General features: G+C 64.1%; 11 protein-coding genes and 1 riboswitch. Of the genes, 5 read left to right on the top strand and 6 right to left on the bottom strand.

Annotated elements, in window-relative coordinates; translation table 11 throughout:
- Window positions 1-82 precede the first annotated feature (82 nt).
- Window positions 83-829: an RsiV family protein gene (locus tag LT40_RS13990; RefSeq protein WP_043191217.1), complete on the top strand. Its 747-nt coding sequence runs from the start codon at window positions 83-85 to the stop codon at window positions 827-829.
- Here the strand turns inward: LT40_RS13990 and cytX are convergent.
- Entirely contained in the window at window positions 798-2,081 is a 1,284-nt protein-coding gene (gene cytX, locus LT40_RS13995; protein WP_043191219.1) for a putative hydroxymethylpyrimidine transporter CytX, read from the bottom strand. The genes LT40_RS13990 and cytX overlap by 32 nt on opposite strands.
- A 166-nt stretch (window positions 2,082-2,247) precedes the next feature.
- A complete protein-coding gene (gene thiC, locus LT40_RS14000; protein WP_043191222.1) occupies window positions 2,248-4,152 on the bottom strand; it encodes a phosphomethylpyrimidine synthase ThiC in 1,905 nt (634 codons plus the stop codon).
- Between the two features lie 150 nt (window positions 4,153-4,302).
- Window positions 4,303-4,407, bottom strand: a riboswitch (TPP riboswitch).
- A 172-nt stretch (window positions 4,408-4,579) separates the two neighbouring features.
- Here thiC and LT40_RS14005 point away from each other — a divergent pair.
- On the top strand, window positions 4,580-6,037 hold the full coding sequence (locus LT40_RS14005; protein ID WP_043191224.1) for a TolC family outer membrane protein: 1,458 nt from the start codon (window positions 4,580-4,582) through the stop codon (window positions 6,035-6,037).
- A 378-nt stretch (window positions 6,038-6,415) separates the two neighbouring features.
- Here the strand turns inward: LT40_RS14005 and LT40_RS14010 are convergent, their stop codons facing one another.
- The 4 genes from LT40_RS14010 to LT40_RS14025 form a co-directional block, all read right to left on the bottom strand.
- Window positions 6,416-8,191 (bottom strand): acyl-CoA dehydrogenase C-terminal domain-containing protein, encoded by a 1,776-nt coding sequence (locus LT40_RS14010; RefSeq protein ID WP_043191227.1) that lies wholly within the window; start codon window positions 8,189-8,191, stop codon window positions 6,416-6,418.
- An 85-nt stretch (window positions 8,192-8,276) separates the two neighbouring features.
- Window positions 8,277-10,082 (bottom strand): phenylacyl-CoA dehydrogenase, encoded by a 1,806-nt coding sequence (locus LT40_RS14015; RefSeq protein WP_043191229.1) that lies wholly within the window; start codon window positions 10,080-10,082, stop codon window positions 8,277-8,279.
- Window positions 10,083-10,274: 192 nt separating this feature from the next.
- On the bottom strand, window positions 10,275-11,024 hold the full coding sequence (locus LT40_RS14020; protein ID WP_043191231.1) for a TOBE domain-containing protein: 750 nt from the start codon (window positions 11,022-11,024) through the stop codon (window positions 10,275-10,277).
- 9 nt (window positions 11,025-11,033) lie between these two features.
- Window positions 11,034-11,765, bottom strand: coding sequence for a ComF family protein (locus tag LT40_RS14025; RefSeq protein ID WP_043191235.1), 732 nt, complete (start codon window positions 11,763-11,765; stop codon window positions 11,034-11,036).
- 102 nt (window positions 11,766-11,867) lie between these two features.
- Between LT40_RS14025 and bioB the strand changes: the two genes are divergently transcribed.
- The 3 genes from bioB to LT40_RS14040 are packed head-to-tail and all read left to right on the top strand — an operon-like array spanning window position 11,868 to window position 14,860.
- Window positions 11,868-12,926, top strand: a complete 1,059-nt coding sequence (gene bioB / locus LT40_RS14030) for a biotin synthase BioB (protein WP_043191238.1) — start codon at window positions 11,868-11,870, stop codon at window positions 12,924-12,926.
- Between the two features lie 52 nt (window positions 12,927-12,978).
- Window positions 12,979-14,151 carry an 8-amino-7-oxononanoate synthase gene (bioF, locus tag LT40_RS14035; RefSeq protein ID WP_043191240.1) on the top strand — a complete coding sequence of 391 codons (1,173 nt, stop codon included), beginning with the start codon at window positions 12,979-12,981 and terminating at the stop codon, window positions 14,149-14,151.
- Entirely contained in the window at window positions 14,144-14,860 is a 717-nt protein-coding gene (locus tag LT40_RS14040; protein WP_043191243.1) for an alpha/beta fold hydrolase, read from the top strand. Before bioF ends, LT40_RS14040 begins: the two co-directional genes overlap by 8 nt.
- Window positions 14,861-14,929 lie beyond the last annotated feature (69 nt).

The raw sequence follows: 14,929 nt of genomic DNA on the forward strand, positions 1-14,929 counted from the left end.
GCATTAAGATTGCGCGACCTGCGAACCGACGGTTCGACCGGCAGTCCAACCACGACAATTCAATCACCCGCCAAGGACCATCATGTCGTTTCTCAAGTTTGCCTCCGTGGCCTGCGTCGCCCTGACCCTGGGTGCCTGCGCCAGTGTCTTCCAACCCAATTACCGGGCACCACTGGAGACCAAGCGCGAGGCGTTCGAGCATCTGAAGCCTGGCTGCGACAATCAGGATTGCCCACTGGTGAACATCGACGTGGTGCATTTTCCCGACGAGCCCGGCCTCGATGCCGCCATCGACAAACGCCTGCGTGAAATGACGGTCAACACGCCCGATGCCCGCGTCCCGGCAACCCTGAAGGCCTATGAAGATCAATTCATGCGCGAGGCCCAGCCGCGCTACAGCAGCTACCTGCAAGCCAAGGTACGTGAGCAGCATGACGGTATCGTGGTGGTCGAGCTGTCCAGCTATGCCATGACCGGCGGCGCCCACGGCATGCCGGGGCGCGGCTTCATCAACTGGTCGCGCCGCGAGCATCGCGAACTGACCCTGCAGGACATGCTGGTACCCGGCCAGGAACGTGCGTTCTGGCAGGCTGCCGAAGAAGCCCACCGCGGCTGGCTGGTCGCCAGCAAATTGGACAAGGACGCCGATTTCATTCGCCAGTGGCCCTTCCAGCAGACGCCGAACATTGCCTTGACCTACGGGGGCGTGGTGCTCAAGTACAACGTGTACAGCATCGCCCCCTACGCCATGGGCCACCCGGAAGTGAAGATCGCCTACCCCCGCCTCAACGGCGTGATCAAGCCCGAGCTGTTTCCGGGCCGCGGTTGAGCACACGCTCGATCAGGTAGTACAGCAACCCCGCCACCAGCAAGGCTGGCAGGGTTGCGCCGAGTTGCGGATACAGATTGGCCAACCCGTGGTAGATGCACACGCCGCTTAGCCAGGCCACCAGCGCGCTCCAGCGCACAGCCCGTGGCTCGACCTGGATGGCGCGTTTGCGCAGCACGAAGTGGTCCATCAGGACCACGCCGAACAGCGGCGCGAAGACCGAGCCGATCAGCAACAGGAAGTTCTGGTACTGCGCCAACGGGGCCAGGCAGGCGATCAGGGTGCAGACGACGCCGATGGCCAAGGCCAGATGCTCGACCTTGAAGCCCGACAACAGGCTGGTCGATACCGCAGCCGAATGGATGTCGGCAAAGGCGTTCTCCGACTCGTCCAGGAGGATCAGCAGCAGCGGTATGCCCAGGCCAGCACCGGCCAGCGCCAACAGCAATGCATTGACTTCACCACTGGGCGCGAACGCCAGGGTGTAGGCAACGCCTAAGCTCATCAACCAGAAGTTGCCGATGAAGAAGCCGACGGCGGTCCCGCCGAACACGTTTCGGGCGCGCTTGCCGAACCGGGAATAGTCGGCAATCAGCGGCAGCCACGACAAGGGCATGGCAATCGCGATGTCAAAGCCAGTGGCCAAGTCCATGGAGCCGTCGCCCGCAGTGTTCCACAGAGCTGCCAGGTCGGCCTTGGCGAACAGGTTCCAGGTCAGCCAAACGCATGCCGCCAGTAGCAGCCAGATACCCCATTTGCGCAGCACCTTGCGCACGAAGGTCAGCGGCCCACTGACCGCCAGCAGCGTGACCAATGCGCCGAACAACAGCGTCCACAACCATGGACTGCCGCCCAGGCTGCCTTCGCCGAAAGCGCGGGTGCCCAGCAGGCTGGCGGCATCGCGCATGACGATGATCTCGAACGAGCCCCAGCCGACCAGTTGCAGCAGGTTGAGCAGCGCCGGCACGCTGCCGGCGCCGCGGCCCAGGGTCAGGCGCAGGGTGGCCATGGCGGACAGGCCGGTGTCGCTGCCGATCACGCCAACCGCAGCGAGCAGCAGGACGCCCACCAGGGTGCCCAGGAAAATGGCGGTCAGCGCGCCGGCAAGGCCCAAGCCCGGTGCCAGCAAGGCCCCGGTCTGCAGCACCATGAGGCCGACGCCCAGGGAAAACCACAGGGAGAACAGGTCGCGCCCGCCCAGCACACGTTGGGCGGTGGAGACCGCGATATCGGGGGAGTAGGAGGTTTTCAATGGATGGGCTCGAATAGGGTCGGAGGTTGTGGGGCATCGGCGGTGTGTCAGGTCAGACGCGGTGCGGCTTTCGCGGCCAATGACCGCTCCCACAGGATCGCTTTAATCACTGTGATCTCCGTGGGAGCGGTCAGCGGCCGCGAAGGGCCACCGCCGACACTGCTGACTACACCTTCTGGTACAGCTGGCTGCCTTCCTGCTTGAAGCGTTGCGCCTGTTCGCGCATCCCCTCCTCCACGCTCAGGTCGACGGCCTCGATCTTCTGGTTGGCCGCATACTCGCGCACTTCCTGAGTGATCTTCATGGAGCAGAACTTCGGCCCGCACATCGAGCAGAAATGCGCGACCTTGGCCGAGTCCTTGGGCAGGGTTTCGTCGTGGTAGGCACGCGCGGTGTCCGGGTCCAGCCCGAGGTTGAACTGGTCTTCCCAGCGAAACTCGAAACGCGCCTTGCTCAAGGCGTTGTCGCGGATCTGCGCGCCGGGGTGCCCCTTGGCCAGGTCGGCAGCGTGCGCAGCGATCTTGTAGGTGATGATGCCGGTCTTCACGTCATCCTTGTTCGGCAGGCCCAGGTGCTCCTTGGGCGTCACGTAGCAGAGCATGGCGCAACCGAACCAGCCGATCATCGCCGCACCGATGCCCGAGGTGATGTGGTCGTAACCTGGGGCAATGTCGGTGGTCAGCGGGCCAAGGGTGTAGAACGGCGCTTCGTCGCAGCACTCCAGCTGCTTGTCCATGTTCTCCTTGATCAGTTGCATCGGCACGTGCCCCGGACCTTCGATCATGCACTGCACGTCATGCTTCCAGGCGATCTTGGTCAGCTCGCCGAGGGTTTCCAGCTCCCCGAACTGGGCTTCGTCGTTGGCGTCGGCGATCGACCCCGGACGCAGGCCGTCGCCCAGGGAGAAGCTGACGTCGTAGGCCTTCATGATTTCGCAGATCTCGTCGAAGTGCGTGTACAGGAAGTTTTCCTGGTGGTGCGCCAGGCACCACTTGGCCATGATCGACCCGCCCCGGCTGACGATGCCGGTGACCCGCTTGGCAGTCAGCGGCACGTAGCGCAACAGCACGCCGGCATGGATGGTGAAGTAGTCCACGCCCTGCTCGGCCTGCTCGATGAGGGTGTCGCGGAACAGCTCCCAGGTCAGGTCTTCGGCCACGCCGCCGACTTTTTCCAGGGCCTGATAGATGGGAACGGTGCCGATCGGTACCGGCGAGTTGCGGATGATCCACTCGCGGGTTTCGTGGATGTGCTTGCCGGTGGACAGGTCCATCACCGTGTCCGAGCCCCAGCGGATGCCCCAGGTCAGCTTAGCCACTTCTTCCTCAATGGAAGAACCCAGCGCGCTGTTGCCGATGTTGCCGTTGACCTTCACCAGGAAGTTGCGGCCGATGATCATCGGTTCGAGTTCGGTGTGGTTGATATTGGCCGGAATGATCGCGCGGCCACGGGCGACCTCTTCACGCACGAACTCGGCAGTGATCTCCTTGGGAATGCTGGCGCCGAAGCTGTGGCCCTTGTGCTGATCCTTGAGCAGCCCGGCGGCACGGGCCTCGGCCAGTTTCATGTTTTCGCGGATGGCGACGTATTCCATCTCGGCCGTGACGATGCCCTGGCGCGCGTAGTGCATCTGGCTGACATTGGCACCGGCCTTGGCCCGGCGCGGGTTGCGCACGTGAGCGAAGCGCAGTTTGGTCAGTTCGTCGTCGCCCAGGCGCTGCTGGCCGAAATCGGAGCTCAGGCCGGGCAGCCGCTCGGTGTCGCTGCGGTCGTCGATCCAGGCCGAGCGCACGTCGGCCAGGCCCTTGCGCACATCGATGACGACATTGGGATCGGTGTAAGGGCCGGAGGTGTCGTAGACGGTCACCGGCGGGTTGATCTCACCGCTGCTGTTGCCGGTGGAAAAGTCGGTCGGGGTGACGTCCAGGCTGATTTCACGCATGGGCACACGGATGTCCGCCCGCGAGCCCTGGACGTAGATCTTGCGCGAACGGGTGAAGGGCTGCACGGAGCCGGAATCGACTTGGGCCGATTCGCTCAAATGCACGGTGTTTTTTGCTTTTGTATTCATCACAGGCTCTCCAGACGGCATCCAGCAGGGAATGTCGGAGCGAACCTGAAAGGCACGGATGCACCCTGTGAATGGATGCTGTGCTTGTACGCGAGGTGCTGTGCAGAAAATGCGCGAGACCTCGGACGAAGCACAAGAGGACTCGCCGCAAAGACGAGAAATCTTGTTCCCTACGCAGGCGTTAACCTGATCAGGTTCAACGGGATCCGGATTATCCGATCTCAGCCTCATAGCAAGGCACCCCGACAAGAACGTGCACAGCATAGACGCCCTGCACGTGGAACGCCAACCCCGCCTGCGGGTCTTGATAGTGGCCGTTGCATCGGACCGATTGTTGTGCGGCGCGCCGCGCTCTACACTCGCCCTGCCCCAAGCCTCTTTCCACAGCTGATGTCCAGACCCAGCTTACAGACCAAGGATTGCCCCCATGCTGCGCAGTAGATTTCCCTCGGCAACGGCCCTCGCCCTGGCCGTGTCCGGTGCCATCCCAGGCCTGGCCCTGGCGCAGCAGGCACCGTTGGCGAGTATGACCGATCTGGTCAGCGTCTATCAGGAAGCGGTACTGAACAATGCCGACCTGGCCGCCTCGCGGGCCGACTATGCGGCGCAAAGCGAAATCGTGCCGCAGGCGCGCGCCGGTTTGCTGCCCAACCTGTCGGCCGGTTACGACATCAACGACACGCGCACCTCGCTGGACCAGCCCTCGGCGGTGTACAACCGCAGCGGCAACTCCTACCGCGCGCAGCTCAGCCAGCCGCTGTTTCGCGCCGACCGCTGGTTCCAGCTCAAGGCGGCCAAGGCGGTCGACGAGCAGGCGGCCGTGCAGCTGTCGGCCACCGAGCAGAACCTGATCCTGCAGAGCGCTCAGGCCTACTTTTCGGTGCTGCGCGCCCAGGACAACCTGGCCACTGCGCGCGCCGAGGAGAATGCCTTTCGGCGCCAGCTCGATCAGTCCCAGGAGCGCTTCAACGTCGGCCTTTCCGACAAGACCGACACCCTGCAATCACAGGCCAGCTACGACACCGCACGGGCCAACCGGATCATCGCCCAGCGCCAGGTGGACGACGCTTTCCAGGCCCTGATCACGCTGACCAACCGTGAATACAATTCGCTCCAGGGCATCGTTCACACCTTGCCCGTGCTGGCGCCGATACCCAACGACGCCAGCGCCTGGGTCGATACCGCCTCGCGGCAGAACCTCGATCTGCTGGCCAGCAACTACGCCGTGGAAGCCGCCGAGCAGACCTTGCGCCAGCGCAAGGCCGGGCACGCGCCGACGGTGGATGCGGTCGCGCAATACCAGAAGGGCGACAACGACAACCTGGGTTTCAGCAACCCCTCGACCTTGCCGGGCGTCAGCTATGGCAGCGATGTGTCGCAGCGCAGCATCGGCGTGCAGTTGAACATCCCGATCTACAGCGGCGGGCTGACCAGTTCCCAGGTCCGCGAGGCGTACGCGCGGCTCACCCAAAGCGAGCAGCAACGCGAGAGCCTGCGTCGGCAGGTGGTGGAGAACACGCGCAACCTGCACCGTGCGGTCAACACCGATGTCGAGCAGGTGCAGGCGCGCAAGCAGTCGATCATTTCCAACCAGAGTTCGGTGCTGGCCACCGAAATCGGCTATCAGGTGGGGACACGCAACATCGTCGACGTGCTCGACGCCCAGCGTCAGCTGTACAGCTCGGTGCGCGACTACAACAACACCCGCTATGACTACATTCTGGACAACCTGCGCCTCAAGCAGGCGGCAGGCATTTTGAGCCCGGGCGATCTGCAGGACCTGACGCGCTTCCTCAAGGCCGACTACAACCCGGACAAGGATTTCCTGCCACCGGACCTGGCCAAAGCCGCCGAGGCGCTGCTCAAGCCGCCGGCAAAACCCTGACCTGACGCGCCGCTGCTACACGGCTTGCGCAACCCTGTAGCAGCGGCGCAAGCCGCGTCCGGCGTCGATGCGGGGTGTCAGGCGTATCGCGTCGCCAGTGACGCGGCTTGCGCCGCTGCTACAGGGGGGGTGTGAGCAGCGTCGGGCGTTGATGCGGGGAACATTCGGGGGCGGAAAAAAGAAAACCCCGCCGAAGCGGGGTTTGCAGACTGTTTCCCATGACATCCATTTCCGTCCGCCGTCCTGGCAGAAATCCTACGTGTCCCTGTTATATCTAGGCGCATCCTGCGCAACGTCCTTGGAAAGAAGATTAACCGTGGATCCAATCTGCGGATATAGCCTAAAGACACTACGTAACGTAAGCCAAAGCTTACATCGTCAGAACTGCGCTTCATCCAGTAGAAACAGCGACGCACTGCCAGCCTCGACGGCGGCCGCCAGCGAATGAACCCGCGGCAACAAACGCGCGAAATAAAACCGCGCCGTGCCCAGCTTGCTGGCGTAGAACACGTCGTCCTGCCTGCCCAGCGCAGCGCCGGCCATCCTTGCCCACATGTAGGCATAGGCGGTGTAGCCGAAGGCCTGCAGGTACTCGACGGACGCCGCGCCAATCTCGCGCGGATCGTTCCCGGCCCGGTCCAGAACCCCGGCCGTCAGCGCATCCAGACGGTCCAACGCCTGGATCAGCGGCTGGGTGAACTCCTGCAATGCGGCATCAGCCTGGGTCGCATAGGCGCGCACTTCATCGGAAAACAGCTGGTAGAACGCGCCACCGTTGCCCACGACTTTGCGGCCCATCAGGTCCAACGCCTGGATGCCGTTGGTGCCCTCGTAGATCTGGGTAATGCGCACATCGCGCACCAACTGCTCCTGGCCCCACTCGCGGATATACCCGTGGCCACCCAACACCTGCTGGCCATGCACCGTGGTTTCCAGGCCCAGGTCGGTCAGGAACGCCTTGGCCACCGGCGTCAGCAAAGCGACCATATCTTCGGCGCGCTTGCGTGTGATCGGATCCTCGCTGTACTTGGCCGTATCCAACTGCAACGCAACGTAGGTGGAAAAGGCACGCCCGCCTTCGTTGCAGGCCTTCATGGTCAGCAGCATGCGCCGCACGTCCGGGTGGACGATGATCGGGTCGGCCATCTTGTCGGGCTGGGCAGCACCAGCAGGTGAGCGACTTTGCAGCCGGTCGCGGGCATATTCCACGGCGTTCTGGTAGGAGCGCTCGGCCGACGCCAGACCCTGGATACCCACACCCAGCCGCTCGTAATTCATCATGGTGAACATGGCTGCCAAACCCTTGTTCGCCTCGCCGACCAGGTAGCCGGTGGCGCCGTCGAAATTCATCACACAGGTGGCCGACGCCTGGATACCCATCTTGTGCTCGATGGACCCGCACGACACGGCATTGCGCGCGCCCAGGTTGCCGTCGGCATCGACCATGAACTTGGGCACCAGCAGCAACGAGATACCTTTGGGCCCCGGCGGTGCATCGGGCAGCTTGGCCAACACCAGGTGAATGATGTTCTCGGTCAGGTCGTGTTCGCCGCCGGTGATGAAGATCTTCGTCCCGCTGACCTTGTAGCTGCCGTCGGCCTGCGGTTCGGCGCGGGTGCGGATCAGGCCGAGGTCGGTGCCTGCATGGGCTTCGGTCAGGCACATGGAGCCGGCCCAGGTGCCCGCATACATCTTGGGCAGGTAGGTCTGCTTCAGCTCGTCGCTGGCGTGAGCGTTGATGGACAGGCAGGCACCGGCCGTCAGCATCGGGTACAGGCCGAACGCCAGGCTGGCCGAGTTGACCATCTCCTCGACCTGCGCCGAAATCACCTTGGGCATGCCCATGCCACCGTGAGCGGGCTCGCCGCCGACGCCGACCCAGCCGCCCTCGGCATAGGTCTGGTAGGCCTGGAGGAATCCAGCCGGGGTGGTGACCACGGTATCGCGCCAGTGACAGCCCTCTTCGTCGGCCGCACGGCTCAACGGTGCGATCGCCTGGGCCGTGACCTTGCCGGCCTCTTCGAGGATCGCCTCCATGGTTTCCACGTCGACGCTGTCGGCCAGGCCCGGCAATTGCGCCCAGTGACTGGCGACGTCGAATACTTCATTCAGAACAAAGCGCATATCGCGCAAGGGAGCTTTGTAGTCCGCCATGGCTAACTCGCAGGAATTCGAGGGCTGAAGTTCGAAAGCCGGGCGGCGCGCTCGGGTCGACGCGCGCCGCAGGCTGGTTGGCCTGTCAGTAGGAAAGGCCGAAGTGCGCTTCGTCCATGGCCATCAGGTTGCCTGCGCCGGACAGCATGGCGGCAACGTGAGTGCGGGTGCGCGGCAGGATGCGCTGGAAGTAGAAGCGCGCAGTCTGCAGCTTGGCCGTGTAGAACGCCGCATCGCCATGACCTTCGGCCAGTTTCTGCGCCGCTACGCGAGCCATGTCGGCCCAGAAGTAGGCCAGGCAGGCGTAGCCGGAATACATCACGTAGTCGACCGAGGCCGCGCCGACTTCCTCGCGGTCCTTCATGGCGGCCATGCCGACCTTCATGGTCAGCTCGCCCCACTCCTTGTTCAGTTGCGCCAGCGGCGTGACGAACTCGGCCACCGCCTCGTTGCCTTCGTTGGCCTGGCAGAACTTGTGCACGATGCGGGTGAAGCCCTTGAGCGCCTCGCCCTGGGTCATGAGCACCTTGCGGCCCAGCAGGTCGAGCGCCTGGATGCCGGTGGTGCCTTCGTACAGCATGGAAATGCGGCTGTCGCGTACGTTCTGCTCCATGCCCCACTCGGCGATGAAGCCGTGCCCACCGTAGATCTGCACGCCGTGGTTGGCGGCTTCGAAACCCACCTCGGTCATGAACGCCTTGGCGATCGGCGTCATGAACGCCAGCAGGGCATCGGCGCGCTTGCGCTCTTCTTCGTCCTGGCTGAACTTGAGCACGTCCACCAGCTTGGCGGTGAAATAGACCATGGCACGCGTGCCTTCGGCGAAGGCTTTGATGGTCAGCAGCATGCGGCGCACGTCCGGGTGCACGATGATCGGGTCGGCGGCCTTTTCAGGTGCCTTGGGGCCGGTGAGCGAGCGCATCTGCAAGCGGTCGCGGGCATAGCGCAGACCACCCTGGAACGCCACTTCGGCGTGTGCCAGCCCCTGCAGGGCGGTGCCCAAACGTGCGGTGTTCATGAAGGTGAACATGCAGTTGAGGCCCTTGTTGGCAGGGCCGATGAGGTAGCCGGTAGCCCCGTCGAAGTTCATCACGCAGGTGGCGTTGCCGTGAATGCCCATCTTGTGTTCCAGCGAGCCACAGGTCACGGCATTGCGCGCGCCGATCGAGCCATCGCCGTTGGACATGAACTTGGGCACGATGAACAACGAGATGCCTTTGGTGCCAGCCGGGGCATCGGGCAGGCGTGCCAGCACGATATGCACGATGTTGTCGGCCATGTCGTGTTCGCCAGCGGAAATGAAGATCTTCGTGCCGCTGACCGCATAGCTGCCGTCGGCCTGAGGTTCGGCCTTGGTGCGCAACATGCCCAGGTCGGTGCCGCAGTGCGGCTCGGTCAGGCACATGGTGCCGGTCCACTCGCCGGACACCAACTTGGTCAGGTAGGCCTCCTGCTGCTCGGGGGTGCCGTGGGCGGAAATGGTGTTCATGGCGCCGTGCGACAGGCCGGGGTACATGCCCCAGGACCAGTTGGCGCTGCCGATCATCTCGCTGACCGCAAGCCCGAGGGATTCGGGCAAGCCCTGGCCGCCGTGGTCGACGTCATGGGCCAGGCTCGGCCAGCCACCTTCGACGAATTGCTTGTAGGCTTCCTTGAAGCCGGTCGGCGTCTTCACGCCGTCCTCGCTCCAGGTGCAGCCTTCGATGTCACCCACGCGGTTCAGCGGTGCCAGTACCTGTTCACAGAACTTGGCACCTTCTTCAAGGATGGCATCGACCATGTCCGGCGTTGCGTCCTGGCAACCGGGCAGGCTTTGATAGTGCGCTTCGTAGCCGAGCAGCTCGTCGCGGACGAAGCGAATATCACGCAAGGGGGCCTTGTAATCAGACATAGCGATAAACCTCTGCTGAACTCCGGGGGGTTCGACCTGCGACAGGTTGTCGCTATCAAACGGGTGTTTGAAACATACGTTTACGCCTGGGCAAAGTCAATACCCGCCCGGCGCCGGATGAGGGTCACTGCGCACCGTGGCAGCAGCCTTCATCCGGCGTGTGGGAAAGGAACTCGAGAGGTATCGGGCGGGCTAAAGTGGCGTGCCGAGCAGCACGCTGGCAGGGTCGAGCCAGACATTGACCGGTTCACCTACATTGACCGGACAGCGCGGGGATAACGCACACAATGTCTGCCCGTTCGCCAAGCCGATGCGCATTTCACAAGGCCCTTGCGCCTCTGGCAGGATCTGCTCGAGGACCCCTCGCAGGCAGTCATGACCGGGCGTGCCCGCAACATCCACTGGCAACACGCTCAGCCAACCGGCCTTGATCAACGCCACCACCACGGCACCCGGCGCCAGCGTCAGGGTTTGCGTGCTGTCGTGGGTGATCTGGGCGCGCAGGCTCAGCCCTGCCCCCAGGTCCAGGGTGATCTGGTCGTTGCGGCCCTGGGTGTCGATGGCGGTCACGCGGCCATGCAACTGGTTGCGTGCGCTGGTGCGCAGCATCAGTCGGCCAAGCAGGTCCAGGTCGTTGGCGTCCTCGGCAGCTTCGAGCACCTGCGCCTGCAGCGCCTGCAGTTTCTGGTAGAGGCGCAGCAGGCGCTGGCCTTCGGCGGACAGTCGCGCGCCACCGCCGCCCTTGCCGCCCACGACCCGCTCGACCAACGGCGTGTGGGCCAGGTTGTTGAGTTCGTCGATGGCGTCCCAGGCACCTTTGTAGCTCAGGCCGGCGGCCTTGGCGGCGCGGGTGATCGAACCCTGTTCGGCAATATGGCGCAGCAACTCGATGCGTTGCGGACGACGTGCGATGTGTTGGGCCAGCAAGGGGGACAAGGTCATGGTTCAAGGCTACTCGGCCTTGGCCGTGCGCGCCAGACAGTAGACGTCCACGCGCGCGGCGCCCGCCTTGCGCAGCAGCACCGCCAGGGCCTGGGCCGTGGCGCCGGTGGTCATCACGTCGTCGACCAGGGCCACGTGCAGCCCTTCCAGTCCTGCTCCAGGCATCACGGAAAAAGCGTGTTGCAGATTGTGCAGCCGCGCCTTGGCACCCAGTTCCTGCTGGGCCCGTGTTTCGAGCGTGCGCTGAACGACGGTCGAATCGCAGTCGATATGCAGCGCCCTGGACAGCCAGCCAGCGAGCATTTCAGCCTGGTTGAAGCCGCGTTTGCGCAGGCGTTTGCGGCCCATGGGCACCGGAATCAGCAATTGCGGGCGTGGCAGATCCTCGTTGAAACGATGGTCGAGCCAGTGGCTGGTCAATTCTGCCAGCAGGCGTCCGTATGGCCACTGGCTGTTGTGCTTGAAGCGCGTGATCAGGCTGTCGATGGGGAAACCGTAATACCACGGAGTTTCCACCTTCTCGAAGGCGGGCGGGCGGCGCCGACACGGGGCGCAGGTGAATCCACTCATGGCAAGCGGCAGCGCACACACCGTGCATTGCTCATCCAGCCAAGGCAGATCGCATTCACAGGCCTCGCAGAGGGCGTAGGGGTTACCCGAGGCGCCGTCACACAACAAGCAAACCTGATCACTTTTTACCCACTTGTAAACCGAGGTATTTGCAGCAGGTTGACAGTGCATTACGCTTCCTTAATCATGCCCGCATTCGACTCAATAGCCACGTTGTGCCCATGGACAATCCTGCGTCCGTGCGCCTGACCGAGCATAAACAAGGAATCGCCGATGAGCGCCAGTACAACTGCAACCGTTCGTCACGACTGGAACCTGGCCGAGGTCAAGGCGCTGTTCGTGCAGCCTTTCAATGACCTGCTGTTTCAGGCGCAAAGCGTGCATCGCGCGCATTTCGACCCCAATCGGGTTCAGGTCTCGACCCTGCTGTCGATCAAGACCGGCGCCTGCCCCGAAGACTGCAAGTACTGTCCGCAGTCGGGGCACTACAACACCGGGCTGGAAAAAGAAAAGCTGATGGAAGTGCAGAAGGTGCTCGAGGAGGCCGCCCGCGCCAAGGCGATCGGTTCGACGCGCTTCTGCATGGGTGCGGCCTGGAAGCACCCCTCGGCCAAGGACATGCCGTATGTGTTGCAGATGGTTGCCGGGGTCAAGGCCATGGGCCTGGAAACCTGCATGACCCTGGGCCGGCTGGACGAAGACCAGACCAAGGCCCTGGCGCAGGCCGGGCTGGACTACTACAACCACAACCTGGACACCTCGCCGGAGTTCTACGGCAGCATCATCACCACCCGCACCTACAGCGAGCGCTTGCAGACGCTGGCCCACGTGCGCGACGCCGGCATGAAGATCTGTTCGGGCGGCATCCTGGGCATGGGCGAGTCGCTGGACGACCGCGCCGGGCTGCTGATCCAGTTGGCCAACCTGCCGGAGCATCCCGAATCGGTGCCGATCAACATGCTGGTGAAGGTCGCCGGCACCCCGCTCGAGAACGCCGAGGATGTCGATCCGTTCGACTTCATCCGCATGCTGGCCGTGGCGCGCATTCTCATGCCGCAATCCCACGTGCGTCTTTCCGCCGGGCGTGAGGCGATGAACGAGCAGATGCAGGCACTGGCCTTCCTGGCCGGGGCCAATTCGATCTTCTACGGCGACAAGCTGCTGACCACCGCCAACCCGCAGGCGGACAAGGACATGCAGTTGTTCGCCCGCCTGGGAATCGCCCCCGAAGCGCGCGAAGAACACGCTGACGAAGTCCATCAAGCGGCCATCGAACAGGCCCTGGTCGAACAGAAGAGCAGCGACCTGTTCTACGACGCCGCCTCCGCCTGACCCTGCGCCGGCCCACGCGGCCGGCGTTCACCCACTGCCATTTGAGGCCTGCATGCCTTTCGACCTCAGCGCGCGCCTGGCCGAGCGCCGCGCCGCCGACCTCTATCGCCAGCGTCCATTGCTGCAAAGCCCGCAAGGGCCGCGCGTGGTGGTCGATGGCCAACCGCTGCTGGCCTTCTGCAGCAACGACTACCTGGGTCTGGCCAACCACCCCGACGTGATCAAGGCCTGGCGCGAGGGCGCCGAGCGCTGGGGCATAGGCGGTGGCGCGTCCCATCTGGTGGTTGGCCACAGTAGCCCTCACCATGCGTTGGAAGAGGCCCTGGCCGAATTCACCGGGCGTCCACGGGCACTGCTGTTCTCCACCGGCTACATGGCCAACCTGGGCGCGGTCACTGCCTTGGTAGGGCAAGGCGATAGCGTGCTGCAGGACCGTCTCAACCACGCCTCGCTGCTGGACGCCGGCCTGCTCAGCGGCGCGCGCTTCAGCCGTTACCTGCACAACGATGCAGCCAGCCTGGAAACACGCCTGGCCAAAGCCGTCGGCAACACGCTGGTGGTGACCGACGGCGTGTTCAGCATGGACGGCGACCTCGCCGAGCTGCCACAACTGGCGGCGGTCGCGCGGGCCAAGGGCGCCTGGCTGCTGGTCGACGACGCCCACGGATTCGGTGCCTTGGGCGCTACCGGCGGCGGTATCGTCGAGCATTTCGGGCTAGGGATGGACGATGTGCAAGTGTTGGTCGGTACCCTGGGCAAGGGTTTTGGCACCGCAGGCGCCTTCGTGGCGGGCAGCGAGGAACTGATCGAGACCCTGGTGCAGTTCGCTCGGCCCTACATCTACACGACCAGCCAGCCACCGGCGCTGGCCTGCGCCACCTTGCGCAGCCTGCAACTGCTGCGCAGCGAACACTGGCGGCGCGAGCACTTGGCGAGTTTGATCGCTCAGTTCCGCCACGGCGCCGCTCAGTTGGGCCTGACCTTGATGGACAGCTTCACGCCCATTCAGCCGATTCTGGTCGGCGATGCCGGACGTGCCTTGCACTTGTCACAGTTGTTGCGCGAACGTGGGGTGCTGGTGACGGCCATACGTCCGCCGACCGTGCCTGCCGGCAGTGCGCGGTTGCGGGTGACGCTTTCGGCAGCGCACAGCAGTGCCCAGGTCCAGCAATTGCTCGATGCGCTGGCTGAATGCTACCCGTTGCTGGGAGCCGAACATGTCTGAGCGCCTGATCCTGCTGCCCGGCTGGGGCCTTGGCAGCGGTGCTTTGGACCCTCTGGTCACCGCCTTGCGAGGGCTCGCTGAACCCGTGCAGGTGCAGACCGAAGCCTTGCCCGAGCCTGGCTCCATCCAGCTTTCCGACTGGCTCGACGCGCTCGACGAACGCTTGCCGAACGATGTCTGGCTGGGCGGCTGGTCGCTGGGCGGCATGCTCGCCGCCGAGCTCGCGGCGCGTCGGGGTGAACGCTGCCCTGGCCTGTTGACCCTGGCCAGCAACCCCTGTTTCGTGGCCCGCGCCGACTGGCCGGATGCAATGCCCGCTGAGACGTTCGAAGCGTTTCTGGCCGCTTGCAAGGCGGATCCGAAAACCCTGCTGAAGCGCTTCGCATCGCTCTGTGCGCAAGGCGCTGCTGATCCGCGCGGGCTTTCTCGGCGACTGGCGGTTGCTGAGCCGGCTGCGACACAGACGTTGGTCGAGGGCTTGCGCGTGCTGGCGGCGCTCGACACTCGCGCGGCCTTACAGGCTTTCGGCGGGCGGCAATTGCACCTGTTCGCGGCGGGTGATTCGCTGGTGCCTGTTGGGGCAGTGAGCGCATTGCGAGAGCTGGTGCCGGTGGCTGAGATCGGCGTGGTCGAGCGGGCCAGCCATGGGTTCATGCTGGAGGACCCGCATAGGGTTGCTGGTGCAATTGGGGCCTTTGTGCATGAGTGAGAGGAACGGGATTGTGTTTGGCGCAGGGTCTGGGGTGGTTGATGACGCGGCTTGCGCCGCTGCTACAGG

Origin of the sequence: Pseudomonas rhizosphaerae (assembly GCF_000761155.1) — a bacterium.
Classification (GTDB): Bacteria; Pseudomonadota; Gammaproteobacteria; order Pseudomonadales; family Pseudomonadaceae; genus Aquipseudomonas; species Aquipseudomonas rhizosphaerae.